Origin of the sequence: Mycobacterium deserti (assembly GCF_025345615.1) — a bacterium.
In the GTDB taxonomy this organism is placed as follows: domain Bacteria; phylum Actinomycetota; class Actinomycetes; order Mycobacteriales; family Mycobacteriaceae; genus Mycobacterium; species Mycobacterium deserti.
Map to the genome: position 1 here is coordinate 427,808 of NZ_JAODWD010000001.1, position 23,765 is coordinate 451,572.

25 protein-coding genes are annotated in these 23,765 nt (G+C 66.9%); 18 read left to right on the top strand and 7 right to left on the bottom strand.

Annotated elements, in window-relative coordinates; all coding sequences use genetic code 11:
* Positions 1-37: 37 nt before the first annotated feature.
* The 4 genes from N4S67_RS02145 (at position 38) to N4S67_RS02160 (ending at position 1,999) form a co-directional block, all read left to right on the top strand.
* Positions 38-214, top strand: a complete 177-nt coding sequence (locus N4S67_RS02145) for a hypothetical protein (protein WP_260991288.1) — start codon at positions 38-40, stop codon at positions 212-214.
* 132 nt (positions 215-346) lie between these two features.
* Positions 347-976 carry a TetR/AcrR family transcriptional regulator gene (locus N4S67_RS02150; RefSeq protein WP_390893177.1) on the top strand — a complete coding sequence of 210 codons (630 nt, stop codon included), beginning with the start codon at positions 347-349 and terminating at the stop codon, positions 974-976.
* Complete coding sequence (locus tag N4S67_RS02155; RefSeq protein WP_260991289.1) at positions 973-1,797, top strand: hypothetical protein; 825 nt, start codon at positions 973-975, stop codon at positions 1,795-1,797. The genes N4S67_RS02150 and N4S67_RS02155 overlap by 4 nt, the downstream gene beginning before the upstream one ends.
* 34 nt (positions 1,798-1,831) lie before the next feature.
* On the top strand, positions 1,832-1,999 hold the full coding sequence (locus tag N4S67_RS02160) for a hypothetical protein (RefSeq protein WP_260991290.1): 168 nt from the start codon (positions 1,832-1,834) through the stop codon (positions 1,997-1,999).
* Here the strand turns inward: N4S67_RS02160 and ychF are convergent.
* Positions 1,996-3,069, bottom strand: coding sequence for a redox-regulated ATPase YchF (gene ychF, locus N4S67_RS02165; protein WP_260991291.1), 1,074 nt, complete (start codon positions 3,067-3,069; stop codon positions 1,996-1,998). The genes N4S67_RS02160 and ychF overlap by 4 nt on opposite strands.
* Before the next feature lie 84 nt (positions 3,070-3,153).
* Here ychF and N4S67_RS02170 point away from each other — a divergent pair, with 84 nt between their 5' ends.
* Positions 3,154-4,188, top strand: a complete 1,035-nt coding sequence (locus N4S67_RS02170) for a DUF6542 domain-containing protein (RefSeq protein ID WP_260991292.1) — start codon at positions 3,154-3,156, stop codon at positions 4,186-4,188.
* Here the strand turns inward: N4S67_RS02170 and N4S67_RS02175 are convergent.
* Together N4S67_RS02175 and N4S67_RS02180 are read right to left on the bottom strand one after the other, a co-directional pair.
* Entirely contained in the window at positions 4,185-5,939 is a 1,755-nt protein-coding gene (locus N4S67_RS02175) for a penicillin-binding transpeptidase domain-containing protein (RefSeq protein WP_390893178.1), read from the bottom strand. The genes N4S67_RS02170 and N4S67_RS02175 overlap by 4 nt on opposite strands.
* On the bottom strand, positions 5,939-6,940 hold the full coding sequence (locus tag N4S67_RS02180; protein ID WP_260991293.1) for a 4-hydroxy-3-methylbut-2-enyl diphosphate reductase: 1,002 nt from the start codon (positions 6,938-6,940) through the stop codon (positions 5,939-5,941). Before N4S67_RS02180 ends, N4S67_RS02175 begins: the two co-directional genes overlap by 1 nt.
* Positions 6,941-7,004: 64 nt before the next feature.
* On the opposite strand from N4S67_RS02180, the gene N4S67_RS02185 reads away from it, so the two are divergent.
* From N4S67_RS02185 to N4S67_RS02200, 4 genes are read left to right on the top strand one after another with little or no spacing between them, the layout of a single operon-like run.
* A complete protein-coding gene (locus tag N4S67_RS02185; protein WP_260991294.1) occupies positions 7,005-7,568 on the top strand; it encodes a lipid droplet-associated protein in 564 nt (187 codons plus the stop codon).
* Positions 7,565-8,806, top strand: coding sequence for an exodeoxyribonuclease VII large subunit (gene xseA, locus N4S67_RS02190; RefSeq protein ID WP_260991295.1), 1,242 nt, complete (start codon positions 7,565-7,567; stop codon positions 8,804-8,806). Before N4S67_RS02185 ends, xseA begins: the two co-directional genes overlap by 4 nt.
* Positions 8,793-9,005 carry an exodeoxyribonuclease VII small subunit gene (locus tag N4S67_RS02195; RefSeq protein ID WP_260991296.1) on the top strand — a complete coding sequence of 71 codons (213 nt, stop codon included), beginning with the start codon at positions 8,793-8,795 and terminating at the stop codon, positions 9,003-9,005. The genes xseA and N4S67_RS02195 overlap by 14 nt, the downstream gene beginning before the upstream one ends.
* A 51-nt stretch (positions 9,006-9,056) precedes the next feature.
* Positions 9,057-10,184, top strand: coding sequence for a 3-beta-hydroxysteroid dehydrogenase (locus N4S67_RS02200; RefSeq protein WP_260991297.1), 1,128 nt, complete (start codon positions 9,057-9,059; stop codon positions 10,182-10,184).
* 15 nt (positions 10,185-10,199) lie between these two features.
* Here N4S67_RS02200 and N4S67_RS02205 read toward each other — a convergent pair whose 3' ends face one another.
* Complete coding sequence (locus tag N4S67_RS02205; RefSeq protein WP_260991298.1) at positions 10,200-10,625, bottom strand: DUF5994 family protein; 426 nt, start codon at positions 10,623-10,625, stop codon at positions 10,200-10,202.
* A 236-nt stretch (positions 10,626-10,861) separates the two neighbouring features.
* Here N4S67_RS02205 and N4S67_RS02210 point away from each other — a divergent pair, with 236 nt between their 5' ends.
* Both N4S67_RS02210 and N4S67_RS02215 read left to right on the top strand, forming a co-directional pair.
* Positions 10,862-11,578, top strand: coding sequence for an alpha/beta fold hydrolase (locus tag N4S67_RS02210; protein ID WP_260991299.1), 717 nt, complete (start codon positions 10,862-10,864; stop codon positions 11,576-11,578).
* A gap of 50 nt (positions 11,579-11,628) precedes the next feature.
* Positions 11,629-12,246 carry a dihydrofolate reductase family protein gene (locus tag N4S67_RS02215; protein WP_260991300.1) on the top strand — a complete coding sequence of 206 codons (618 nt, stop codon included), beginning with the start codon at positions 11,629-11,631 and terminating at the stop codon, positions 12,244-12,246.
* On the opposite strand, the gene N4S67_RS02220 is transcribed toward N4S67_RS02215, so the two are convergent.
* On the bottom strand, positions 12,243-12,707 hold the full coding sequence (locus N4S67_RS02220; protein ID WP_390893179.1) for an SRPBCC family protein: 465 nt from the start codon (positions 12,705-12,707) through the stop codon (positions 12,243-12,245). The two genes, N4S67_RS02215 and N4S67_RS02220, sit on opposite strands and share 4 nt — an antisense overlap.
* Before the next feature lie 64 nt (positions 12,708-12,771).
* Here N4S67_RS02220 and N4S67_RS02225 point away from each other — a divergent pair, with 64 nt between their 5' ends.
* From N4S67_RS02225 to N4S67_RS02240, 4 genes are read left to right on the top strand one after another with little or no spacing between them, the layout of a single operon-like run.
* Positions 12,772-13,536 carry an SDR family NAD(P)-dependent oxidoreductase gene (locus tag N4S67_RS02225; RefSeq protein ID WP_260991301.1) on the top strand — a complete coding sequence of 255 codons (765 nt, stop codon included), beginning with the start codon at positions 12,772-12,774 and terminating at the stop codon, positions 13,534-13,536.
* A 2-nt stretch (positions 13,537-13,538) separates the two neighbouring features.
* Entirely contained in the window at positions 13,539-14,366 is an 828-nt protein-coding gene (locus N4S67_RS02230) for an SDR family NAD(P)-dependent oxidoreductase (protein ID WP_260991302.1), read from the top strand.
* Between the two features lie 11 nt (positions 14,367-14,377).
* Complete coding sequence (locus N4S67_RS02235; RefSeq protein ID WP_260991303.1) at positions 14,378-15,607, top strand: AI-2E family transporter; 1,230 nt, start codon at positions 14,378-14,380, stop codon at positions 15,605-15,607.
* Between the two features lie 53 nt (positions 15,608-15,660).
* A complete protein-coding gene (locus tag N4S67_RS02240; RefSeq protein WP_260991304.1) occupies positions 15,661-16,947 on the top strand; it encodes an HNH endonuclease signature motif containing protein in 1,287 nt (428 codons plus the stop codon).
* A 6-nt stretch (positions 16,948-16,953) separates the two neighbouring features.
* On the opposite strand, the gene N4S67_RS02245 is transcribed toward N4S67_RS02240, so the two are convergent.
* On the bottom strand, positions 16,954-17,781 hold the full coding sequence (locus N4S67_RS02245) for a dienelactone hydrolase family protein (RefSeq protein WP_260991305.1): 828 nt from the start codon (positions 17,779-17,781) through the stop codon (positions 16,954-16,956).
* A gap of 9 nt (positions 17,782-17,790) precedes the next feature.
* The gene (locus tag N4S67_RS02250; RefSeq protein WP_260991306.1) at positions 17,791-18,462 is read right to left on the bottom strand and encodes a DUF4245 domain-containing protein; all 672 of its coding nucleotides are present in this window, start codon (positions 18,460-18,462) and stop codon (positions 17,791-17,793) included.
* Positions 18,463-18,516: 54 nt separating this feature from the next.
* On the opposite strand from N4S67_RS02250, the gene glpX reads away from it, so the two are divergent.
* From glpX to N4S67_RS02265, 3 genes are read left to right on the top strand one after another with little or no spacing between them, the layout of a single operon-like run.
* On the top strand, positions 18,517-19,545 hold the full coding sequence (gene glpX / locus N4S67_RS02255) for a class II fructose-bisphosphatase (protein WP_260991307.1): 1,029 nt from the start codon (positions 18,517-18,519) through the stop codon (positions 19,543-19,545).
* A gap of 32 nt (positions 19,546-19,577) precedes the next feature.
* Positions 19,578-21,002 carry a class II fumarate hydratase gene (locus tag N4S67_RS02260; protein ID WP_260991308.1) on the top strand — a complete coding sequence of 475 codons (1,425 nt, stop codon included), beginning with the start codon at positions 19,578-19,580 and terminating at the stop codon, positions 21,000-21,002.
* Between the two features lie 22 nt (positions 21,003-21,024).
* Entirely contained in the window at positions 21,025-23,742 is a 2,718-nt protein-coding gene (locus tag N4S67_RS02265; RefSeq protein ID WP_260991309.1) for an AAA family ATPase, read from the top strand.
* Positions 23,743-23,765: the final 23 nt, after the last annotated feature.

Below are 23,765 nucleotides of genomic sequence, written 5' to 3' on the forward strand. Positions count from 1 at the left end.
ATGCTCGCGCTCGGACCCCGGGCGTAAAGTTCCGGCCATGGCCGAGCCCGATCCTCGCGAGAAGTATCGCCAGCTGCCGCCCAGTGTCGACAGCGAGGACCTGGTGATGGAGGTCGACGCCGAGCTGGCTGAAGTCGAACAGGCAGGCAGACCCGATGCCAACAGCGGCGCAGAGCCGTATCTGCGCATCACCGGATGGCTGCCGCCGCGCTAAACGCCATCGGCCGAGAGATCTCCCCGCCACCGCTGCTCGTATTCGTCGACCACCGGCTCACTTCCTGTGCCCTAGGACATTCACTGACGGCCGTCATTGACGAGTGCCAATGAGTGTGGTTACGTTGCCCGCGTGAAGTCGCAGAGCGCCGTCGCGGAGACCCGCGCAACGCGTGGCGGCGTTCGACAGGTACGAATGCAGGAAACGCGAGCACGTCTGTTCGATGCCGCATTGGCCGAAATTGGCCGGTCTGGGCTGGCCGGTGCTGACGTCACCGCCATCGCCAGCGGGGCGGGTGTCGTGCGTGGCACCTTCTACTTTCACTTCCCGACCAAGGAACACGTTCTGGTCGAGTTGGAACTCAACGAAGAGGCCAGGATCGTCGCTGAACTCGACGTCGCACAGACCGATTCCGAGGACCTCGTGTCAGTCCTGACGCTCCTGGTTCGTCATGTCGTCGCCGCCGAGCACCGTTTGGGTCCCGTGGTGTTCCGCGAGATGTTGGGGTTGCACTTCTCCGCGAACCGACCAGTCGAGGACGAAGTGTCGCAGCACCCCCTGGCGGAGTTCGTCATTGCTGCGATCGCCAGAGCACAGGGGGCGGGCCGGGTTCCTGCGGAGTCTGACGCCGCCGAACTTGGAGTGTTCTTCATGACCGGACTTTTCGCGCTGCTCGCGACTGGCGGTCAATCTTCCGCGACGTCGGATGCCCTTGTGGGCCGGTATGTCAGGACCATCGTCAAAGGAATGGAGACACGATGAACGACACCAGAATCGACGGCTACCGGGAATTCCTGAAGAGGCGTGATGGCGAAGCCGATCTACTCAACCGCCGCTTGGCCAATCGGGAAGACTTCTTCGACGACCTTGAAACGAACCCCGTCAGATCCCTGCACCCCGCTGACAGAACGACGTTCCTGCGGAACATGCGACGAAGGAAACCCGAACCGGGCTTGGACAGGAAGATGCTGTTTCTGCTGGCCACCGCCAAGCTCAATCAGGCCGAACGATTTGGAGTCGGCCTCGGCGAGACCTACGGCCTCAACAGCGACGAGAGCCTCCCGCCCGAACGGGTTTATCTCGAACTCGAAGAGCACTACCACACCCGACTGCTGGCCTACGTGCTGGACGTATTCGAGCTGACGTTCCAAGTCGTCCCACCACCGTTCGTCATGCGTCAGTTCGTCAAGACCGGGGTCTTCCTGCCGGAGCGGCTGGGGTTCGTTTTCGTCGGAGCGGCGGAGATGGCCGGCTGCATCATGTTCGACGAACTGCGCCGCGTCGGTGTTGAGCTGTTCGCCGACGAACCCGAAGTCTGCGAGCGAATCGAGCGGCTTTACAGCGAAATCCTGACCGATGAAATCGGGCACGTCGGCTATTGCGCGTCGCGATGCACGTCAGCGGAACGCGCCGTCATGCGTTGGCTCTACCCAAGAATCGGAAGGCTGTTTGCGCGCCAGACTGCTGAGATCAGCCTGCTCATCGACCCTGCTGAATTGCGCGCCCGTTTGGACCGGCCCTTCATCGTCGAGGAACTGACCGCTGGACTGACCAACGAGACCTATTTGGTCACCCATCCGTGACACCGATCTGAGACAACGAGCGCCAGGTCACGACATGATCGCTCTCGACTTCCGCGCCCGCGACGACGAGCCCAGTGTGATCCACGTCGATCAGGAAGTTGGTTACCGGATCACTACTCTCGCACCGGACTTCGCCGCGTTCGTCAACGGCCTACGACACGCAGAAGACTTCGACGAGGAATATGTTGCTCGGGACCGCTAAACGTTGAAGCGGAACTCGACCACGTCGCCGTCGGACATCACGTAGTCCTTGCCCTCCATCCGGACCTTGCCCGCGGCCTTGGCCGCCGCCATCGAGCCGGCTTCCATCAGGTCGTCGTAGGAGACGATTTCGGCCTTGATGAAACCCTTCTCGAAGTCGGTGTGGATGACGCCGGCTGCCTTGGGCGCCGTGTCGCCCTGGTGAATCGTCCACGCGCGCGACTCTTTTGGTCCCGCCGTCAGGAAGGTCTGCAACCGCAGGGTGTGAAAACCTGCCCGTGCCAGCGCATCTAGGCCGCGTTCGGTCTGGCCGATGGACTCCAGCAGCTCGGCGGCCGACTCCTCGTCGAGCTCCTGCAGCTCGGCCTCGATCTTTGCGTCGAGGAACACCGCATCGGCGGGCGCGACCATCTCACGCAGCGACGCCACCCGCGCCTCGTCGGTCAGCACCGCCTCGTCGGCGTTGAACACGTACAGGAACGGTTTGGTGGTCAGCAGATTCAGCTCGCGCAGCAGTGATGCGTCGAAGCCCGCGCCGAACAGCGTCGCGCCCCCGTTCAAGATGTCCTGCGCCGCGACCGCGGCTTCGTGCATCGGCCGGCGGTCCTTGTGCGTGCGCGCCTCTTTCTCCAGCCGCGGTATCGCCCGCTCCAACGTTTGCATGTCCGCCAAGATCAATTCGGTCTCGATGACCTCGATATCGGACTTCGGGTCGATGCGGCCGTCGACGTGGGCGACGTCGTCGTCGGTGAACACCCGCACGACTTGGCAGATCGCGTCGCTCTCACGGATGTTGGCGAGGAACTTGTTGCCGAGGCCGGCCCCCTCCGAGGCGCCCTTGACGATTCCGGCGATATCGACGAATGTGACCGGCGCATGGACGATCTTCTCCGAGTCGAACATTCTGGCCAGCTCGCCCAACCGCGGATCGGGCAGCGGCACGACTCCCTCGTTCGGCTCGATCGTCGCGAACGGGTAATTGGCCGCCAGCACGTCGTTGCGCGTCAGCGCGTTGAACAGAGTCGATTTGCCGACGTTAGGCAAGCCGACGATTCCAAGGTTGAGGCCCACAGGGTCGACAGTCTAGGAGACTGTGACGGGCGCGCCAGAACCGCGCTCACAGCCACTTCAAGCAGAAGCCGGTACGGTCTACCTGTGTCAGCACAGCGTGCCAGGTCGGCGGTAACGCCCGACCATCGCTCTGCGCATCCCAGTTTCCCCGGTATCCCGTCGTGGGGTGCTGTTGTGCTCGCCGTCACAGCGACCGCGATCGGGTTCGCGTTCGACGCCGGATCGGGCAACAAAGATCTGAGCACGGTGTTCGCTGCCGTGTACGTCATCGGCTGTGTGGCCGCCGTGCTCGCGGTGCGCCAGTCCGGCGTCTTCACCGCCGTCATCCAGCCGCCGCTCATCCTGTTCGGCGCCGTGCCGTCGGCCTATTTCCTGTTCCACAACGGCGAGCTCGACGGCCTGAAGGATCTCGCGATCAACTGCGGCTATCCGCTGGTCGAACGGTTCCCGTTGATGTTCTTCACCTCTGCCGGTGTGCTGCTGATCGGAATGGCCCGCTGGTACTACGGGATGTCCACGCGCCGAGCGACGCCGCGGACCACCGCACGGGACACCAAGGACGCCAAAGCCGCCAAGGACAGCGCCGCCGGCGGGCTCAAGTCAGCGGTGACCTCGAAGATGTCGTCGCTGCTGACCCACGACGCCGACGAGGACGAGCAGGACGACGCCGAAGCCGTCCCGGCCCCACGCCGCAAGCGCAGCACCGAGCGTTCCACGCGCACCGCCGCCTCGAAGAGCCGCACCGCCAAGCGCACGACGTCATCGCGATCGCGCCAGAACCGGGCGCCCGAGACCGAGATCATCGAGCCGGTCGTGGAGCGGACGCGTCGCGCCCGCGCCAGCCGGTCCACCGAGCCCCCGGTCGAGCCACGCCGCAGGTCCCGCACCTCGTCGTCGAACCCGCGCAAATCGGTCCCTCCCGCCGACCGCACCTACGAGCGCCCGCCGCGGCGGCGACGTCTCGACGACTACGAGCCCCTGGAACCGCACGGCACCAATGGGAACGGCACGCACCATCCGGTATCGCGGGTGCGCTACCGCGGTGCGGAGGAGACCCCGGCGCCGCGGCGACGGACAGCGCGCGACTGGGAGCCCGAGGGCTGGAAGTACGACGTCTAGCCTTGGGCGCGCAGGAAGCGGCCCGCCGCGTCCACAGCGGGACCCGAACTACCCGCATCGCTGATGAACACCGCCAGCGCCAGGTCGCCACGTATGCCGACGAACCACCCGTGCGCGTGCTGGTCGTCGATGTACTCAGCGGTTCCGGTCTTGCCCAGCATGTCGGGAATGTCCTGCAACTGAGACGCGGTGCCGCCCGTAATAGTCTCGCGCATCATCGTTTTCACCTGCTCGGCGACCGTCGCAGGTAGCGCGTCCGGTGTGCGGTCTGGCGTCCCGGGCGCACCCGACACGATCGTCGGCGGGGGCACAGAGCCGCGCGCCAAGGCCGCGGCCACCAGGGCCATGCCGAACGGCGTCGCCGTCACCTGGCCCTGCCCGATGCCCTCCTCGACCCGCAGCGCCGACGTGTCGGCGACGGGAACCTTGCCGGTCACCGTTGTCATGCCGGGCGAGGTGTAGTCGATACCGAGGCCGAGCTGCGCGGCCGCCTTGGTCAGGGCGTCGGGCGGCAGATTGACCGCCAGCCGGCCCATCGTCGTGTTGCAGGACCGCGCGAACGCCGTGTGCAGCGGCACCTGCCCGAGTTCGAAATTGTCGTCGTTCGGGATCTGTCGACCCTCGATGTTCTCGGTGCCCGGGCACGCGACGACGCTGTCCGGCGTGACCTGGCCGGCCTGCAGCGCGGCGGAGACGGTCACCGTCTTGAAGGTCGATCCGGGCGGGTAGAGGCCTGTCAACGCGATCGGGCCTTGCGCGTCGGCCTGCGCATTTTGGGCGACCGCGAGAAGGTCGCCGGTCGACGGCTGGATCGCGACGAGCGCGGCCGGGGTGGGGATCGGCGTCAGCGCACCTTCGGCGGCCCGCTGCAGAGCGATGTCGAGGGTGCTGGCGATGTCGCCGACGGGTCGGGGCTCCTGCCCGCCGACCTTCTGGACGCCAGCGGCGGTCTGTGCGGTGACGGCCCACCCGGCGGCGGCGTCGGTGCGCTCTTGCCACAACTCGGACAGCCCCGAGAAGGTCGGCGACGTCAGCGTCTTGTCGGTGGCCAGCAGCCGGGTCTGCGGCGCCAGCGTCACACCGGGTAGGGCCGACAGCTGCGCCTCGATCGGCGCGAGATCCTCCTGACGCAGGGTGATCGCCGTGAACGGTTGACCGTTCGCGGCGGTCAGGCCATCCTGCAGGGACTGCGCGGTGATTCCGGGAGCAAGCGGGTTGACCAGCGCTGCAACGGCGTTGAGGTCCGCATCCGGCGACAGGTTGACCAGCGTGACGACATGCTGGGTCAGCAGTTCGGCGCCGGTGCGATCCAGCACCCGCGCCGCCGGATCGGGGGCGAGGGTGGTGTAGGACAGCGGACCGCGGTTCAGGCCCGGCGCGACGGCGGCGGCGTCCCAGTCGATCTTCCAGTCCTCGCCGGACTCGGTGGCTGTGCCGTTCGTGGTGTACGTCCACTGGGTCCTGCCGTCGCGGAATTTCCACGTCGTGTTGAGCGTGAAGGTGGCGGCGTTGTCCTTGCGCTCGATATCGCCGGCTTCGACCTGCAGGTCCGTGCCGAGGCTCTCGAAGAGCGGACGCAGCGTGTCGCTCGCGGGACCCGGGTCGGAGGTGACGGCAGCGGCTGCCGCGGCGTCGCCTTTGGACAGCGCGTCGGCGAACGCGCGAACGGCGCTGTCCAGACGGTCTTCCGAAGCCGAGCAACCGGCCAGGATCAGCACAACGGCGACGAACGCCGCGAGTAGGGCCCGCACTAGGTTCGGGCGGGTCGGATCTCCCGCGGCAGCGCGAAGACCAGGGTCTCGTTGGCCGTCGTCACCGGCTGCACCATGTCGTAGCCGTATTCGGCGAGCCGCTCGAGCACACCGCGCACGAGGATCTCGGGCACCGATGCGCCGGAGGTCACTCCGACCGTCGTCACCCCCGACAGCCAGGCGGGATCGATGTCGTCGGCGTAGTCGACGAGGTAGGACGCGTTGGAGCCGGCGTTCAGCGCGACCTCGACCAGCCGCACGGAGTTCGACGAGTTGCGCGACCCGACCACGATGACCAGCTCGCACTCCGGCGCCATGGCTTTGACCGCGACCTGACGGTTCTGGGTCGCGTAGCAGATGTCGTCGCTGGGCGGGTCCTGCAGCGTCGGGAAGCGCTCGCGCAGGCGCCGCACCGTCTCCATGGTCTCGTCGACCGACAGCGTGGTCTGAGACAGCCAGATGACCTTGTTCTCGTCCCGGATGCTGACGTTGTCCACCGCTTCTGGGCCGTCGACCAGCTGGACGTGGTCGGGCGCCTCTCCTGCGGTACCGACGACCTCCTCATGACCCTCGTGGCCGATGAGCAGGATGTCGTAGTCGTCGCGGGCGAAGCGCTTGGCCTCGTTGTGCACCTTGGTCACCAACGGGCAGGTCGCGTCGATGACTTTGAGGTCGCGTTCCTTGGCGGTGATGTGCACGGTCGGGGCGACGCCGTGTGCCGAGAACACCACGATCGCGCCGTGCGGGACCTCGTCGGTCTCGTCGACGAACACCGCGCCCGCCGCGGCGAGCGTGTCGACCACGTGTCGGTTGTGCACGATCTCGTGGCGGACGTAGACCGGGGCGCCGTGCTTCTCCAGCGCGCGCTCCACGGTCTCGACTGCACGGTCAACCCCGGCGCAGTAGCCTCGCGGTTCGGCGAGCAACACCCGCTTGCCGGTGACGCCGCCAGTGACCGAGCTGGAGGAGCCCGGAATCCCCATGTTGATTGTCGACGGCATGGTTCCAGGGTACGCATCCACGGGCTTGCCGGACCAGCGGAGAGCCCCGCCGTAGGCTGTGGTCATGGCAACCGCACCGTTTGGGGTCCGTCTGCTGGTTGGTGCGGCGGTGACCGCCGTCGAAGAGACCCGCAAGCTGCCGCAGACCATCCTGACCTATCCGATGACCGTCGTGAGCCAGATCGCGCACCTGGTGATGAAGGTGCAGCAGGACGTGGCCGACCTGGTCAACAAGGGCGACGAGACGCTCGAGTCGATCTTTCCGCCCAAGGACGAGCAGCCCGAGTGGGCCACGTTCGACGAGGATCTCGACGACGGCCCACCGACCGCGTCCGCCGGTGACGGCGAGCGGCTCACCGAGGGACGGTTCGCGCTGTTCAGCGGCGGCGAGCCCGAGGCTCCCACCGAGCCTGGGCAGAACGGCGCGCCGACCGCGCCCGCCGATGCACCCGAGATCGTCACCGAACTGGACTACGAGTCGCTCACGCTGGCCCAGCTGCGGGCCCGCCTGAACACCCTGCGGGTCGCCGACCTGGAGGCCCTGCTCGCCTACGAGGACGCCACCAAGGCGCGCGCACCCTTCCAGACCCTGCTGGCCAACAGGATCACCCGCGCGACCGCGAAGTGACCGACGGCGAGCCGGGTAAGTCGCCAGACAACCCCTGGCCGGTGCGCGCCGTCGCAATGCGGGTCGCGAAGTACATCGACCGACTGGGCACGGTGTGGGTGGAAGGGCAGCTGACCGAGCTGAAGCTGCGCTCCTCGACCGCGTTCATGGTGTTGCGCGACCCGGCCGCCGACATGTCGCTGACGGTGAGTTGCCCGCGTGACCTCGTCGCGAACGCCCCCGTGCCGTTGGCGGAGGGCACCCAGGTGCTGATGCACGGCAAGCCGCAGTTCTACACCCGCAACGGCTCCTTCAGTCTGCGGATCTACGAAATCCGCGCGGTGGGCCTCGGCGAGCTGCTCGCGCGCATCGAGCGGCTGCGCCGCCTCCTGGACGCCGAGGGCCTCTTCGATCCCCGCTTGAAGCGCCCCATCCCGTTTCTCCCGCGCACCATCGGTCTGATCACCGGGCGCGCCAGCCACGCCGAACGCGATGTCGTCTCTGTTGCCTCCGACCGTTGGCCCGCAGTGCATTTCGCAATTCGCAACACCGCCGTGCAGGGCACCAACACCGTGCCGCAGGTGGTCGCGGCGTTGCGTGAGCTCGACGCCGATCAGGACGTCGACGTCATCGTCATCGCTCGCGGCGGCGGCAGCGTCGAGGACCTGCTGCCGTTCTCCGACGAGACGTTGTGCCGGGAGATCGCCAAGTGCACGACGCCGGTGGTCAGTGCCATCGGCCACGAACCCGACAACCCGCTGTGCGACCTGGTGGCCGACCTGCGGGCGGCGACGCCGACGGACGCGGCCAAGCGCATCGTGCCCGACGCAGCGGCCGAGCAGGCGCTGATCAGCGACTTGTGCGGCCGCGGCGGGCGAGCTCTGCGCAACTGGGTCCACCGCGAGGAGCGGATCATCGACCAGCTGCGCAGTAGGCCGATATTGGCGCAGCCGTTGGCGGCCGTCACCGCGCGAGCCGACGAGATCCACCGCGCCCGTGCCGCCGCCCGTCGTGACATCACCCGCCTGGTGGCCGCGGAGTCCGACCGGATCGGGCACTTGTCGGCTCGGCTGAGCACATTGGGACCGGCGGCCACGCTGGCGCGCGGCTACGCGGTCGTGCAGTCCATGCCCGACGGCGACGTGCTGCGCACGACGTCCGACGCGCCGAAGGGTGCCCGGCTGCGGGTGCGGGTGGCCGACGGTGCCGTCACAGCGATCAGTGAGGGTCCAGAGAGGGTGGGTAGTGAAGCCCATTAGTGAGCTGGGGTACGAAGAAGCCCGCGACGAGCTGATCGCAGTTGTACAGCAGCTCGAACAGGGTGGACTGGATCTGGATACGTCGCTGAAGCTCTGGGAAAGAGGCGAGGAGCTGGCTAGACGTTGCGAGGAGCACTTAGCTGGTGCGCGGAAGCGAGTCGAGGACGCGCTGGCCGCCAAGGAACCGGAAGAAAGTTGATTTAGGAACCGGTTTTCGGCTGAAGGCTCGAAATTAGAACACGTTTCACTTATGCTCTGCGGCATGGGTGATTCAACGCTGACCACTCCCGATCTGGGCGTCGTGTTCGTCACCGGCGGTTCCGGCTTCGTCGGCGCCAATCTGGTGACCGAACTGCTCGAACGAGGATGCACCGTCCGCTCCTTCGACCGCGCCCCGTCTCCGCTGCCGGCACGTCCGGGGCTCGAGGTCGTTGTGGGCGACATCTGTGACGCCGACACCGTGGCCGCGGCCGTCGAGGGCGTGGGCACCGTGTTCCACACCGCGGCCATCATCGATCTGATGGGCGGCGGGTCGGTCACCGAGGAGTACCGCAAGCGCAGTTTCGCGGTCAACGTCACCGGCACCGAGAACCTCGTGCATGCCGCGCAGAAGGCGGGGGTCAAGCGGTTCGTCTATACCGCGTCCAACAGCGTCGTGATGGGCGGGCGCAGCATCTCAGGCGGCGACGAATCCTTGCCCTACACCGAGCGCTTCAACGACCTGTATACCGAAACCAAGGTTGCCGCCGAGCGATTCGTGTTGTCACAGAACGGTGTTGGGGGCTTGCTCACCTGCTCGATCCGACCCAGCGGCATCTGGGGCCGCGGTGATCAGACAATGTTCCGCAAGGTGTTCGAGAGCGTGCTCGCCGGGCACGTCAAAGTGCTCGTCGGCACCAAGAACGTCAAACTCGACAACTCCTACGTGCACAACCTGATCCACGGATTCATCCTCGCCGCCCAGCACCTGGTGCCCGGTGGAACAGCCCCGGGTCAGGCGTACTTCATCAATGACGGCGAACCGGTCAACATGTTCGAATTTTCGCGCCCGGTGGTCGAGGCGTGCGGTCAGCGCTACCCGAAGCTGCGGGTACCGGGCCGGCTCGTATTTGTCGCGATGACGGTGTGGCAGTGGCTGCACTTCCGGTTCGGCCTGCCGAAGCCGATGATCGAACCGCTTGGGGTCGAGCGGCTCTACCTAGACAACTACTTCTCCATCGCCAAGGCCAAGCGCGACCTCGGCTACGAGCCGCTGTTCACCACCGAGCAGGCGATGGCCGAATGTCTGCCCTACTACGTCGAACTGTTCCATCAGATGAAGTCCGAGGCCGAGGAGCCTGCGCTCAGCATCGCAGCCGCGCCGCCGCCGGAAGGCTGACCCCAGCGCTGCGCCCTACGTCGAGGCTTGTGCCGGCGCCTCCGTGGAATTGCGAACCAGATAGCGCAACACCGACACACTCATCGGCTGCGACGCATCGGCGACCGCCTGGAGGATGCCATCGGCGCCGGATCCGGCGGTCGACGGCGGCACGATGTAGAGCACCGCATCACGCGCATGGGTGCCGACCAGAAGAATGGTGTCGCGCGCGACCATCGCATAGGGATCGACAGAGATCACCGTGGAGCCGCGGATGATTCGCGACGGGGCAGGCATCCAAGTGGTCGGGTCGAAGACCACGCGGCGCACCGGGCCGATCAACCGCCCGAACACCGCGATCAGATCCGGCAGTTCGGTCCGAAGTTCCAGGGTGCGCGGCCACCAGGCGCCGTCGACGGCGCCCGGGTCCTCGGATCGATCACACAATGCCAATCGGTTCACGCGTGGAGCCTGGGAAGCGACTTGCACCATCGACGGTGCTCCCGTCCGCTATGGAGTAAATCGCAGACGGTAACCGAAATGGCGGGCACGCGACGAACCTACGATCACATCAGCATATCTCATGACGATCGCCGGCCACTCGACATCCGCTGCATCAGGCGGAATCGGTTCGGACACAATCGCTTTCCCGAATCATCCAATACGGTCCCCGTCGGGCGGGCAAGGTACTGACTGTCATGACATCACGGTTTGCTGACAGCGACGGTGCCCGCATTCACTTCGTAGAAGTGAACAGCGCCGACACCAGGGCGCCGGTCGTCTTCGTGCCCGGAATGACCGACGTCGCCGACGACTACGTCGAGGTACTGCCCTTTCTCGGCCGTCGTGCGGTGGTGCTGGACCTTCGCGGTCACGGCCGAAGCGGCGTGCCTGCCGACGGCTACGACTCCGCGACGCTGAGCCGTGACATCGGCGCGATCGTCGACGCGGTCAGCGACGGGCCGGTGCACGTGATGACATTCTCCCGCGGGACTGCCTACGCGCTCCGTTGGGCCGTCGAGCATGCCGACCGCGTGCGCTCGATCTCGATCGGCGACTACATCCCGGAGGAGATAGCCGTTCCGGAGGAGAGCTATCTGCCCCTGCTCGACGGACGTTGGCGCGGTTCGCCGGTCAGTGAGCGTCTCGATCGCCAGGCGGCGATCCACACATTCCGCGCGGCACGTGCGCAGTCGTTCTGGGAGCCGTTATCGCGTTGGCAGCCACCGCTTTTGGTGGTCCGCAGCCCGAACAGTCCATTGGTCGACGACGACTCGTGGGCGCGTTACCATCGGCTGTTTCCCGACGCCCGGCTGTGTGAATTCGCCGACTCGCCGCACGACATTTTCCGACCCGACCGCGGCCGCTTCCCCGCGCTGGTACGAGAGCACGTCGAATCAGTGGACGGCGCATAGCTGTACGCCGGTCGCGATGAGTTTCGGCCCAGCACACGGTCAGTAGTGGCATGAAGAAACTCACCGCTGGCCTGTTCATCTCGCTCGACGGAGTCACCGAGGCGCCCGACGAGTGGCACTTCCCCTACTTCAACGACGAGATGGGGGCCGCCGTCGGCGGCCAGTTCGGCGCCGCCGACACGCTGTTGCTCGGCCGCGTCACCTATGACAGCTTCGCCGAAGCGTGGCCCGACCGCGAAGCCGGAGGCGGTGAGGACGCGGCCTTCGCCAAATCCCTCGGCGACACGCGCAAGATCGTCGTCTCCAACCAGGATCTGACCTTTACCTGGCGCAACTCCGAACTACTCACCGGCGAGCTCGTCGAGGCCGTCACCGCCCTGAAGAACGAGCCCGGCGACGGCGATATCGCGATGAGTGGATCGGTGTCCGTCGTGCGTCAGCTGCTCACCGCCGGACTGCTCGACGAACTACACCTCCTCGTGCACCCGATCGCCGTGGGCAAGGGCGCGCGCCTGTTCGACAACGACGTCGCGGCCGACTCGCCGATTCCGCTGAAACTGTTGTCCTCGAACACCTTCGAGACCGGTGTGATGCATCTGGTCTACACCCTCGACCCTGACGCGCCGACCGGCGACTACGAGGACGCCAAGCAACACATCAAGGACTAACCGCCCTCGGCGGCCTTCTTGATCGCGGCGAGAGTGGCCGGGATGCCGTCGCGCGCGGCGTCCCGGCGTTTCTCGATCTCGGCATCCGCGTCGGCGCCGAGGCGCTCGCGGAACCCGGCGATACCCTTCGGCAGGAACTCCCACGACTCGGTGAGGCGGGTGCCCTCACCTTCGGGCTCGAAGGTGTAGCCCCAATACACCCAGCCGTTATTCACCTCCCACGCGAACTTGCGGCCGGGGTCGGCGGCCACCACCTGGCAGCGGGCCTCCCACGTCCGTTCCGGCGTCACGTTGCGGCCGGTGAACCACGCGCCGACCTGCGGGCCGTCACCCTCGTCCCACCAGCAGGCCCGGCAGACCGGGCTCCACTCGCCCATCCTGGTCACGTCCGACACCATCGCGTAGAGCTGATCCGGCGACACCTCGACATACGTCGATTCCGACATCTTCAATTCGGTCACGGGTCGAGTGTGTCAAAGCGCTAAGTTGGAACGCGTTCCACTGCGCCTTCGAAAGGGCAACTGTATGAGCAACGGGCGGGTGGCAGTCGTCATCGGCGCTGCGTCCGGCATCGGCTGGGCCAGCGCCAAGGCACTTGCCGCCGACGGCTGCCGCGTCGTAGTGGCCGACCGCAACGCCGAGGGCGCACACGCGCGCGCAGGCGAACTCGGTGATCCGCATACCGCAACCGAGGTCGACGTCACCGATGAGGCCAGCGTGCAGCGACTGTTCGACGACACCGGGCAGGTGGACGTCGTCGTCAACTGCGCAGGCTTCGGCAGCCTTGGCCTCATCACGGAGTTGTCCGTCGCGGATTTCCGCTCGGTGGTCGACGTCTGTCTCACCGGGGCGTTCATCGTCGCCAAGTACGCGGGGCAGAACCTGCGAGAGGGCGGATCGCTGGTCTCCATCAGCTCACTCAACGGTCGCCAACCGGCAGTGGGGATGAGCGCCTACTGCTCGGCCAAGGCCGGCCTGTCGATGCTGACTCAGGTGGCCGCGCTCGAACTGGGACCACGGGGTATCCGCGTCAACGCCGTGTCGCCCGGATTCGTCGAAACGCCGCTCACCGCGGGGTCGTCGCTTGTCCCCGGCCTCGTCGAGGACTACGCGGACAACACCGCACTGGGCCGCGCGGGACAACCGGAGGAGATCGCCGACGCGGTGGTTTTCCTCTGCTCCCCCAAGTCCGGGTGGCTGACCGGCGAGGTGCTCGACCTCAACGGCGGTGCGCACCTGAAGAAGTATCCCGATGTCCTCGGTCATGTGATGAAACTGGCGGAGGCATAGCGATGGGCTTCGCGGGCAAGACCGCCGTCGTCACCGGCGCGGGATCGGGTATCGGCGCGGCGCTGTGCCGGGCGTTGGCCGTCGCCGGCGCGGACGTGCTCTGCACCGACGTCGACGGTGCGGCCGCAGCGCGCACCGCGTCGGCGCTGGGTGCCAATGTTCGTGCGGCGCAACTGGATGTCACCGACGCCGTGGCCGTGCAGGAAGCTGTCGACCAAGTGGTGCAGCGGGCCGGACGCCTCGACCTGATGTTCAACAACGCAGGCATCGTCTGGGGCGGCGACACCGAACTGCTGACGCTCGACCAATGGAACGCCATCATCGACGTCAACATCCGCGGCGTCGTGCACGGCGTCGCCGCGGCCTACCCGCAGATGCTGCGGCAGGGACACGGGCATATCGTCAACACCGCCTCGATGGCGGGACTGACGGCGGCAGGTCAGATCACCAGCTATGTGACGACCAAGCACGCCGTCGTCGGCCTGTCGCTCGCCCTGCGCTCGGAAGCCGGACCGCGCGGCGTCGGTGTGCTCGTCGTCTGCCCGGCGGCCGTCGAGACGCCGATCCTGGACAAGGGCGCGGTGGGCGGATTCGTCGGACGCGACTACTTCCTGCAGAACCAAGGCGGCAAACCATATGACGCCGACCGCTTGGCGCGCGACGTCTTGCGAGCGATCGAGAAAAACAAGGCGATCCTGGTGAAGCCACCACTCGCGCGCGCTCAGTGGCTGTTCGCACGGCTCACGCCCACGCTGATGAATCGTCTGTCGATGCGGTTCATCGAAAGCCAACGGGCCAAACAATCGCGCGTGCGCACCGAAGTTCGTTAGACATGGCCGCAATGAACACTGAATTCACGCTGTCCCAGAAGCGCGCGCTGGCCATCGCGACCGCCATCGCGATCGTCTTCGGCGCCTACTTCCTGCGCGGTTACTTCATTCTGATCGTGGTGGCTGCCGTTGCCGCGTACCTGTTCTCACCGCTCTACACCCGGCTCAACCGGCGCATGGGCACCGGGTTGTCGGCCACACTGACGCTGCTGACCGCGACGGCGGTGGTGGTGGTGCCGATGACGCTGTTCGTCTATCTCGCCGTCGTCCAGATCACCAACATGGTCGAGCGGGTGGCGGAGTGGGTCGGCCGTACCGATCTGTCCGCACTGGGCGACCGGACGCTGCGACTCGTCAACGACGTTCTAGCGCGGGTGCCGTTCATCGATACTACCGTCACCCCGGAGTCGCTGCGTGGCTCGATGGCGACCGTGGCGCAGGACGCCGGCCAGTGGCTGCTCGGCCTTCTGCAGGGCGCGGCGGGCGGGCTGTTCGGCGGGATCACCGCGGCGATCCTGTTTTTCTACGTGTTCCTCTCACTGCTGACCAACCAGGAGAAGGTGCTGCTGCTCATCCGCCGGCTCAACCCACTGGGCGAGGAGATCACCGACCTCTACATGTCCAAGATGGGCGCGATGGTGAAGGGCGCCGTGATGGGCCAGTTCGTCATCGCGGTCTGCCAGGGTGTCGCGGGCGCGGCGTCGATCTACATCGCCGGATTCCACCAGGGCTTCTTCCTGTTCGCGGTGCTGCTGAGCGCGCTTTCGGTGATTCCACTGGGCAGCGGCATCATCACGATTCCATTCGGGATCGGAATGATGTTGTTCGGCAACGTCTTCGGCGGCGTGTTCGTGATCGTCTTCCACCTCATTGTGGTGACGAACATCGACAACTTCCTGCGACCGATCCTGGTGCCGCGCACGGCCCGTCTCGACTCAGCGCTGATGCTGCTCGCCGTGTTCGCAGGCATCGCGATGTTCGGCGCGTGGGGCATCGTGATCGGCCCCGTGCTGATGATCATCATCGTCACGACGATCAGCGTGTACCTCGCGGTGTACAAGGGCGTGCCGATGGAGCAGGCGGACGAGGCCGACGAGAAGCCGAAAAAGCGAAACCCGTTCTGGTGGCTGGGTCGTCGTCTCAAGGAGAAGCGTGACGAGAAGGCCAACGCCAAGCTGGCGGGCGACGACGGGCCCGCTGCCGACGAGAAGGCACCCGCCTCCACGTCGGATGCCGACTGAGCTCACGATGCTGCCGGTCGGAACTTGTCGTACCCCGCTGCAAGGATGCAGTTATGTCCTCGAGCGCTACGGAGTCGGATGCGTTGGCGACCAACGACGACCGGCTTGAGGTGTTGTTCGGCGAATTGGCGGAGCTGACCGGTCAGCGCAATGCGATCGATGGGCGCATCGCCGACATCGTGGCCGCGATCGACCACGGCAACATGTGGGGCGCGACCGGCGCGCGGTCGGTGGCGGCGCTGGTGGCCTGGCGAACCGGGTGGTCGCTGACCAATGCCAAATCGATGGCCGCGGTGGCGCATCGGTTACCAGAGTTCCCGCGCTGCGCCGAAGGGATGCGGCAGGGGCGGCTGTCGCTGGACCAGGTCGGAGCCATTGCGCACCAGGCTGGGCCGGACTCTGATGAGCACTACGCCAAGCTCGCCGCGGTGGCCACTGTTAGCCAACTGAACAAGGCACTCAGCCTCGAACCGCGGCCTGACCCGAAGCCGAAGCCGCGGCCGGAGCCGACCCGGTCGGTGACCAAGACCAACGATGAGCACGGCACCTGTTGGCGGATCCGGTTGGGACCGGGAGATTCGGCGAAGGTCGACGCCGCGCTCAACTCGCATCGGGATGCGCTGATCGCCGACTGGAAACGCGACCACGAATCGGTCGAGGGCGATCACGGCGAGGACAGCAGCCAGGACAACGATGCGGAGGTGCGGGCGCCGATGCCGAACACCGGTGATGCGTTCATGAGCCTGGTGGAGGCCGGGTGGGACGCCGAGGTGGCGCGCCGTCCGCACGGGCAGCACACCACCGTGGTCGTCCACGTCGATGTCGAGAAGCGGATCGGCGCACTGCATTTGGGGCCGCTGCTGTCCAACGCCGACCGCCAATACTTGACCTGTGATGCCACGTGTGAGGTGTGGTTCGAACGCGACGGCCAACCCCTTGGGGCGGGCCGGTCAACCAGGACGATCAGCCGCCGGCTACGCCGCGCCCTGGAATACCGCCACCGGACGTGTGCGGTGCCCGGGTGTGGCGCCACCCGCGGTCTGCACGCTCATCACATCCGGCACTGGGAAGACGGCGGGGCGACCGAGTTGGACAACCTGGTGCTGGTGTGTCCGTATCACCATCGGCTGCACCACCGCGGTGTCATCACCATCCGCGGACCCGCCGACAACCTGACCGTCACCGACAGTGATGGCCGACAACTGGATTCAGGATCACTGGCCCGTCCACCGAACCGACCCCCACCCGCGGTCGCGCCGTACCCCGGCCCGACCGGCGAACGCGCCGACTGGTGGTGGTACCAACCCTTCGAACCGCAGACACCACCGACCAACAACTGAGACCGGTTACGTCAGACGCTGAGTGAGGAACTCGACGACGCGCTTGAGCGCATCGTGGGTGGGATGGCCCTCCTGCTGCCGCAACTCCAGCGTCAGCACCGAGTGCGCCATCTTGGTGAATCCGTGCTCGTTGCCCTTCTTCGAGTCGATCTCGATGACCTCGAACGCGTCACCGAGGCGATCCTTGAGTGTCTTGAAGCGCTGGGCGGGCACCAGCGGGTCCTCGCTGAACCGCAACCCGAGCGCACACAGTCCGTCGTTGGCCGCGCGGCGCTCAACAATCTTCAGCTCGGCCTCGGACAGCCCCGGATCGCGCCGCTGCTTCGGCGTCACCGCCAGCGGCAGTGACGGCTGGCTGAGCACCGGAGCCAGCACGCTGTCGTCGACAGCGGCGGCGAGCGCGAAGCCACCGGTGAAGCACTGCCCGATGACGCCCACTCCCTTGCCCGGCGTCTTCTCGTTGAGGTCACGCGCAAGCGCACGGAGGTAGTGCGCCACCGGCCGATCGGCGTTGGTGGCCAGACCCGCGAATTCCTTTGCCACACAACCACGCAACATGACCGGAACCGCGCCGGGCCGCATCGCCGGTGCGCCGGGCGTGCCGAACAGCGACGGCATGGCGACGGTGAACCCGTTGTCCACCAGATGGTCTCCGAGCGCGATGACGCCGGGGTGCATGCCGGGCATCTCCGGGATCAGCACGACACCGGGTCCCTGACCTTTGCGATAGACGTCGTGGGTGAACCCGGCTGCGCTGAACGGCGCGGCACTCCATCCGCTCAGATCTGCTTGCGGCGCCGCGCGGCCCGCGGCATTGGGCTCTGGCGCCGTCATGGCGACCTCCTACGAGGCGGGCAGCGGCGAGGCGGTCTGCGTCGCCGCCGCAAGCGTACGGTACTCGTCGGTACCCGCGGCGCCGGTTATCGCGATCTGTGCAGGTCCAGTCGGGCCTCTGAGCCGCGCCGTCCACACCGGCTCCTGCTCCTCGTCGCCCTCGTAGACGACCCAGCTTATTCCGCCCACGTCCTGGACCCCGGTCGGAATCACGTCGGAGCTCACGGACTGGACCAGCTTGTCCTCGTCGGCATTGCTCTGCGTCAGGCTCACATACATTCCGCTCGGCGCGAGGTAGCCGACTGTTGAGCTCACGGCCCGGACCGGTTGACGCGACACCGGGTCGGTGCGGCCGCCGTCGATGCCCTTGCGACTGCCGGAATTGGACTGCCACCCGTCGGGCAGTGCGGGTACGCGGATCGGAATCTTGAGTGCCTCCGCGTCGGCCTGCAGTGCGGCAGGGGCGTCGTAATCCGGCGCAGGCCCTTTTCCAGGCCCGCTGGCGGTGAAGGAACACATCCCGAGGAGCCCGGCCAGCACCACGCAGGCCAGCACCAACGGGCCCATCGACCAGAACATGTCACGGCCGTCCTGCAGCAGCCGGTTCTTGGCCGCCGGAGCCGGAGGGCCGGCGACATTCGGCCGGCGCGGTGCCGGCTGAGGTTGCGGCTGCGTCGTCATGCCCCCAGTATCCCAGCTCCCGAAGGTTGACCGGGTAATGGGAGAATCTGGCGCATGACCCCCTCGCGCGGAGAAGCCCCGGACCGCAACCTGGCACTCGAATTGGTTCGCGTCACCGAAGCAGGAGCGATGGCGGCGGGCCGCTGGGTGGGCCGCGGTGACAAGGAGGGCGGCGACGGCGCCGCTGTGGACGCCATGCGTGAACTGGTCAACTCCGTGTCGATGCGCGGTGTCGTGGTGATCGGCGAGGGTGAGAAGGACAACGCACCGATGCTCTACAACGGCGAGGAGGTCGGCAACGGCGACGGACCGGAGTGCGACTTCGCCGTCGATCCGATTGACGGCACCACGCTGATGAGCAAGGGCATCTCGAACGCGATCTCGGTGCTTGCGGTGTCTGAGCGTGGGACGATGTTCGACCCGTCGGCGGTGTTCTACATGAACAAAATCGCCGTCGGGCCGGAAGCGGTTGACGCGATCGACATCACCGCGCCGATCGGCGAGAACATCCGCAACGTTGCCAAGGCCAAGAACGTTTCGGTCTCCGACCTCACCGTGTGCATCCTTGACCGCCCGCGCCACCAGCAGCTGATCGCCGACGTGCGCGACGCGGGCGCCCGGTGTCGGCTGATCTCCGACGGCGACGTCGCCGGCGCGATCTCGGCGTGCCGGCCCAACACCAGCACAGACATGCTGGCCGGTATCGGCGGTACCCCGGAGGGCATCATCGCCGCGGCCGCGATCCGCTGTATGGGCGGCGCGATCCAAGGTCAGCTGGCGCCCAAGGACGACGACGAGCGGCAGAAGGCCCTCGACCGAGGCTATGACCTGGACCGCATCCTGAGCACCGAGGACCTGGTGTCCGGGGAGAACGTCTTCTTCTGTGCGACCGGCGTCACCGACGGCGACCTGCTCAAGGGTGTGCATTTCTACAGCGGCGGCTGCACCACCCAGTCGATCGTGATGCGGTCGAAGTCGGGCACCGTGCGGATGATCGAGGCCTACCACCGGCTCTCCAAGCTCAACGAGTACTCCGCCATCGACTTCACCGGCGACAAGAACGCCGTCTATCCATTGCCGTAACCCCGACGAACCCTCGACGAAAAGGACCCACATTGACCGCCGACAGCGCCGTCGATCCCCAGGCCGAATATCGCATCGAGCACGACACCATGGGCGAAGTGCGGGTGCCCATCGCCGCGTTGTGGCGTGCGCAGACTCAGCGAGCCGTGGAGAACTTCCCGATCTCCGGCCGTGGACTGGAGCGCACGCAGATCCGCGCCCTCGGCCTACTCAAGGGCGCCTGCGCCCAAGTCAACAAGGACCTCGGATTGCTCGATGCCCAGAAGGCCGACGCGATCATCGCCGCCGCCGGTGAAATCGCCGACGGCAGGCACGACGACCAATTCCCCATCGACGTGTTCCAAACCGGTTCGGGCACAAGCTCGAACATGAACACCAACGAGGTGATCGCCAGCATCGCCGCGCAGAACGGCGTCACGGTTCACCCCAACGACGACGTGAACATGTCGCAGTCGTCCAACGACACCTTCCCGACCGCCACCCATATCGCCGCGACCGAAGCCGCGGTGCGCCACCTGATCCCGGCCCTCGAAGTGCTGCACGAGGCTCTGGATTCGAAGGCCCGGCAGTGGCGCACGACGGTCAAGTCCGGCCGCACCCACCTGATGGACGCGGTGCCGGTGACGCTGGGTCAGGAGTTCAGCGGCTACGCCCGCCAGATCGAGGCCGGCATCGAAAGGGTGCGCGCGACCCTTCCCCGCCTCGGTGAGCTCGCGATCGGCGGCACCGCGGTCGGCACCGGCCTCAACGCGCCCGACGACTTCGACGAGCGAGTGGTCGCCGTCCTGACCGAGCAATCCGGCCTGGCTGAACTGCGTGTTGCGGCAAACCATTTCGAGGCACAGGCGGCTCGCGACGGGCTGGTCGAGGCCTCAGGCGCGCTGCGCACCATCGCGGTTTCGCTGACCAAGATCGCCAACGACATCCGGTGGATGGGATCGGGCCCGCTGACCGGTCTCGGCGAGATCCAGCTTCCGGACCTGCAGCCGGGTAGTTCGATCATGCCGGGCAAGGTCAATCCCGTCATCCCCGAGGCCATCACCCAGGTGGCCGCGCAGGTGATCGGGAACGACGCGGCCGTCGCGTGGGGCGGCGCCGCAGGCGCGTTCGAGCTCAACGTGTACATCCCGATGATGGCACGCAACCTGCTCGAGTCATTCAAGATCCTGAGCAACTCCTCGAAGCTGTTCGCGCAGCGGTGCATCGAGGGCCTGGTGGCCAACGACGACCGCCTGCGGGAGCTGGCCGAGTCGTCGCCGTCGATCGTCACCCCGCTGAACTCGGCCATCGGTTATGAGGAGGCCGCCGCGGTCGCCAAACAGGCGCTCAAAGAGAAGAAGACGATCCGGCAGACCGTGATCGACCGCGGACTGATCGGCGACAAGCTCTCGGAAGAGGAGCTGGACAAGCGCCTCGACGTGCTGGCCATGGCCAAGGTCAAGGACGGGGACCGCTAAGCACACCGACTTCTTCGAAGCCATGGCTGGTACGTCGACCCGCCCTGGCGAAGAAGCCGTCGTAGACGAGTTCCTGCGCACCGCGGGGCGGGCGCCGTCAGCCTTGGTGATCGAAGGCGAGCCGGGCATCGGCAAGACGACGCTGTGGCTGACCGCCCAGCAGCGTGCCCGCGGACGAGATTTCCGTGTGCTGGCGTGCCGGGCATCCGCCGCGGAGTCCGTGTCGGCGTACACCGCCCTCGCTGAGCTTCTAGCGGGAATCGACCCCCTGGTGTGGGCGGACCTGCCTGCGCCGCAGCAGGTTGCGGTCGACCAGGTCCTCTCGGGGACAGCGGCGTCTGCCACCGATCAGCGCGCCGTCGCGGCGGCTTTCCTGTCGATCGTCGAGCGACTGCTCGATGACGGACCTGTCCTGCTGGCCGTCGACGACCTGCAATGGCTGGACCCGTCGAGCAGGCACGCCATCGGGTATGTCGCGCGCCGGTTCCACGGACCGGTGGGACTCGTCGCGACGGTTCGCACGCATCTGGGCAGCAGTGACGCCTCGTCGTGGCTGAACCTTCCCCGACCCGAGTGGGTTCAACGGATCACTCTGCGCTCATTGCCATCTCGTGCGTTACAGGCAGTCGTGGCGGAGAATCTCGGCAGGCCGCTGCCGCGCGCGACCCTCGCACGCGTCCATGAGATGTCGGGTGGAAACCCGTTCTACGCCATCGAACTTGCCCGCGCCCTCGTGGAGAGAACGGACAGGGAGCTGCCCGGAACCCTGACTGAGCTGGTACACGTCCGGCTCGGCTATCTCGAGCCCGAGGTCCGTGTCGTGCTGCTCGCCGCCGCCGCGCTCGCAGTCCCGACGGTCGATCAGGTAGCGGCGGCCACCACACACGAGCGTGCGGTCGAACTGCTCGAAATCGCAGAGTCAAAAGGCATTGTCGCGATCGAGGGTAACCGGATCCGTTTCACCCACCCGCTGTTGGCCGCCGGGGTGTACGCCGACGCGACGCCGGCACAACGCCGGGCCGTGCACGCGCGCCTCGCCGACATCGTCACGGAGCCCGAACCGCGCGCGCGCCATCTGGCGCTGTCGACGAGCGCAGGCGATCCTGAAACGCTGCGCGCGCTCGACGACGCTGCCGACTCGGCGCACAACCGCGGTGCACCCGTGGCCGCTGTCGAACTGGTCGCCCTTGCCATCGAACTCGGTGGCGACACCGCTGAGCGTCGAATCCGCCTTGCTTCATTGCATTTCGACGGCGGTGATCCTGGCCGGGCGCGGACGCTGCTGGAGTCGACGATCGCCGACATGTCACCAGGGCCGTTGCGCGCCGAGGCGCTGCACACGCTGGCGATCGTGCGCTTCATCGAAGACGGATACCTCGAGGCGTCGCAGCTGCTGCAGCGCGCGCTGGCCGAGGACGACCCCGACCCCGCGCTGCGCACCCGCATGCTGACGTCCTCAGCACACGCCCTGTTCAACATCGGCGAGCCCGAAACCGCGTGGCGGCAAGCCGAAGCAGCCGTGGCGGCCGCCGAGCAGCTCGGCGATCGCGGCCTGCTGAGCCGGGCTCTCGGGGTCCGCGCGATGTTGCGCTTTCTGCGCGGCGACGGCCTGGACGAGCCCGACCTCCAGCGCGCGTTGGATCTCGAAGATCATGCGACGTTCACCCCCATCGTGCTTCGCGCGAGCGTCGTGCACGCGCTGATGCTCATGTGGACCGGCGATCTCGACCACGCGTACGACCGGATGCGCACGATCCGACGTCGCTGCATCGACAAGGGCGAGGAAGGCGAATTGATCTTCATCGACTTCCAGGGCGTCATGAACCGCATCTGGCGGGCCGACTTCGCCGAAGCGGAGCAGCTGGCCGCGGAAGTCACCGAACTGTCGCGCCAACTCGGCGGCGAATTCCCCGCCATGCTCGGCCAGGTCTGCCGGGCATGGCTGGCCGTCTTCCGCGGCCGGCAAGACGACGCACGGCCCGCGGTGGCTGACGGCATCGACGCCAGTAAGCGCGTGGGGTCGGCCTGGCATGAGGATTGGACGCTGACCGCGCTGGGCTTCTTGGAGACGTCGCTGGGCAACCACGAGGCCGTGGTCACCTCGCTCGAGCCGTTGTTGTCACGGCCGGAGTTTGGTTCGACCGAGATCTTCGCGGCCTCCTTTATCCCCGACGCGGTGGAGGCACTCGTCGTGCTCGGCCGGGCCGACGAAGCCGAACCACTGGCCGACGCCCTCGAACGCAACGGCCGTCGCCTCGACAGACCATGGATGCTGGCGGTGGGCGCCCGGTGCCGGGCGCTGGTACTGGCCGCGCGGGACGACCACATCGGGGCCCTCACCGCCGCGGAGCAGGCGATGGCCCACCACGACCGGCTGCCGATGCCGTTCGAACGGGCACGCACTGAACTGCTGCTCGGCGATCTCCACCGTCGCCGACGGAAGCCGAAGGCATCGAAGTTGCTGCGCAGCGCGCTGAGGACCTTCGAGGAACTCGGCACGCCGCTATGGGCCGCCCGCGCCCGAGCCCTCCTGCGCGCAGAACCCGTCGCGCCGGCCTCCGGCGAACTGACAGCGACCGAGCAGCGGGCCGCGGAACTGGCGGCCTCGGGCATGACGAATCGCGATATCGCGGCCGCGCTCCTCATCAGCAGCAAGACGGTCGAGGCCGCGCTGGCCCGGGTGTACCGCAAGCTGCACATTCACTCCCGCGCGGAACTCGGGCGGCTGATGAGCGAGTGATCACGTTGCCATTGATTGACGGC

Excerpts from the sequence above, each read along its gene's own strand:
- N4S67_RS02145 (WP_260991288.1), top strand. The coding sequence starts at position 38 with ATGGCCGAGCCCGATCCTCGCGAGAAGTATCGCCAGCTGCCGCCCAGT.
- N4S67_RS02250 (WP_260991306.1), bottom strand. The coding sequence starts at position 18,462 with ATGACGACGCAGCCGCAACCTCAGCCGGCACCGCGCCGGCCGAATGTC.
- N4S67_RS02230 (WP_260991302.1), top strand. The coding sequence starts at position 13,539 with ATGGGCTTCGCGGGCAAGACCGCCGTCGTCACCGGCGCGGGATCGGGT.
- N4S67_RS02245 (WP_260991305.1), bottom strand. The coding sequence starts at position 17,781 with ATGACGGCGCCAGAGCCCAATGCCGCGGGCCGCGCGGCGCCGCAAGCA.
- N4S67_RS02225 (WP_260991301.1), top strand. The coding sequence starts at position 12,772 with ATGAGCAACGGGCGGGTGGCAGTCGTCATCGGCGCTGCGTCCGGCATC.
- N4S67_RS02200 (WP_260991297.1), top strand. The coding sequence starts at position 9,057 with ATGCTCTGCGGCATGGGTGATTCAACGCTGACCACTCCCGATCTGGGC.
- N4S67_RS02265 (WP_260991309.1), top strand. The coding sequence starts at position 21,025 with ATGGCTGGTACGTCGACCCGCCCTGGCGAAGAAGCCGTCGTAGACGAG.
- N4S67_RS02180 (WP_260991293.1), bottom strand. The coding sequence starts at position 6,940 with ATGCCGTCGACAATCAACATGGGGATTCCGGGCTCCTCCAGCTCGGTC.
- N4S67_RS02215 (WP_260991300.1), top strand. The coding sequence starts at position 11,629 with ATGAAGAAACTCACCGCTGGCCTGTTCATCTCGCTCGACGGAGTCACC.
- N4S67_RS02160 (WP_260991290.1), top strand. The coding sequence starts at position 1,832 with ATGATCGCTCTCGACTTCCGCGCCCGCGACGACGAGCCCAGTGTGATC.
- N4S67_RS02155 (WP_260991289.1), top strand. The coding sequence starts at position 973 with ATGAACGACACCAGAATCGACGGCTACCGGGAATTCCTGAAGAGGCGT.
- N4S67_RS02240 (WP_260991304.1), top strand. The coding sequence starts at position 15,661 with ATGTCCTCGAGCGCTACGGAGTCGGATGCGTTGGCGACCAACGACGAC.
- N4S67_RS02235 (WP_260991303.1), top strand. The coding sequence starts at position 14,378 with ATGAACACTGAATTCACGCTGTCCCAGAAGCGCGCGCTGGCCATCGCG.
- N4S67_RS02210 (WP_260991299.1), top strand. The coding sequence starts at position 10,862 with ATGACATCACGGTTTGCTGACAGCGACGGTGCCCGCATTCACTTCGTA.
- N4S67_RS02185 (WP_260991294.1), top strand. The coding sequence starts at position 7,005 with ATGGCAACCGCACCGTTTGGGGTCCGTCTGCTGGTTGGTGCGGCGGTG.
- glpX (WP_260991307.1), top strand. The coding sequence starts at position 18,517 with ATGACCCCCTCGCGCGGAGAAGCCCCGGACCGCAACCTGGCACTCGAA.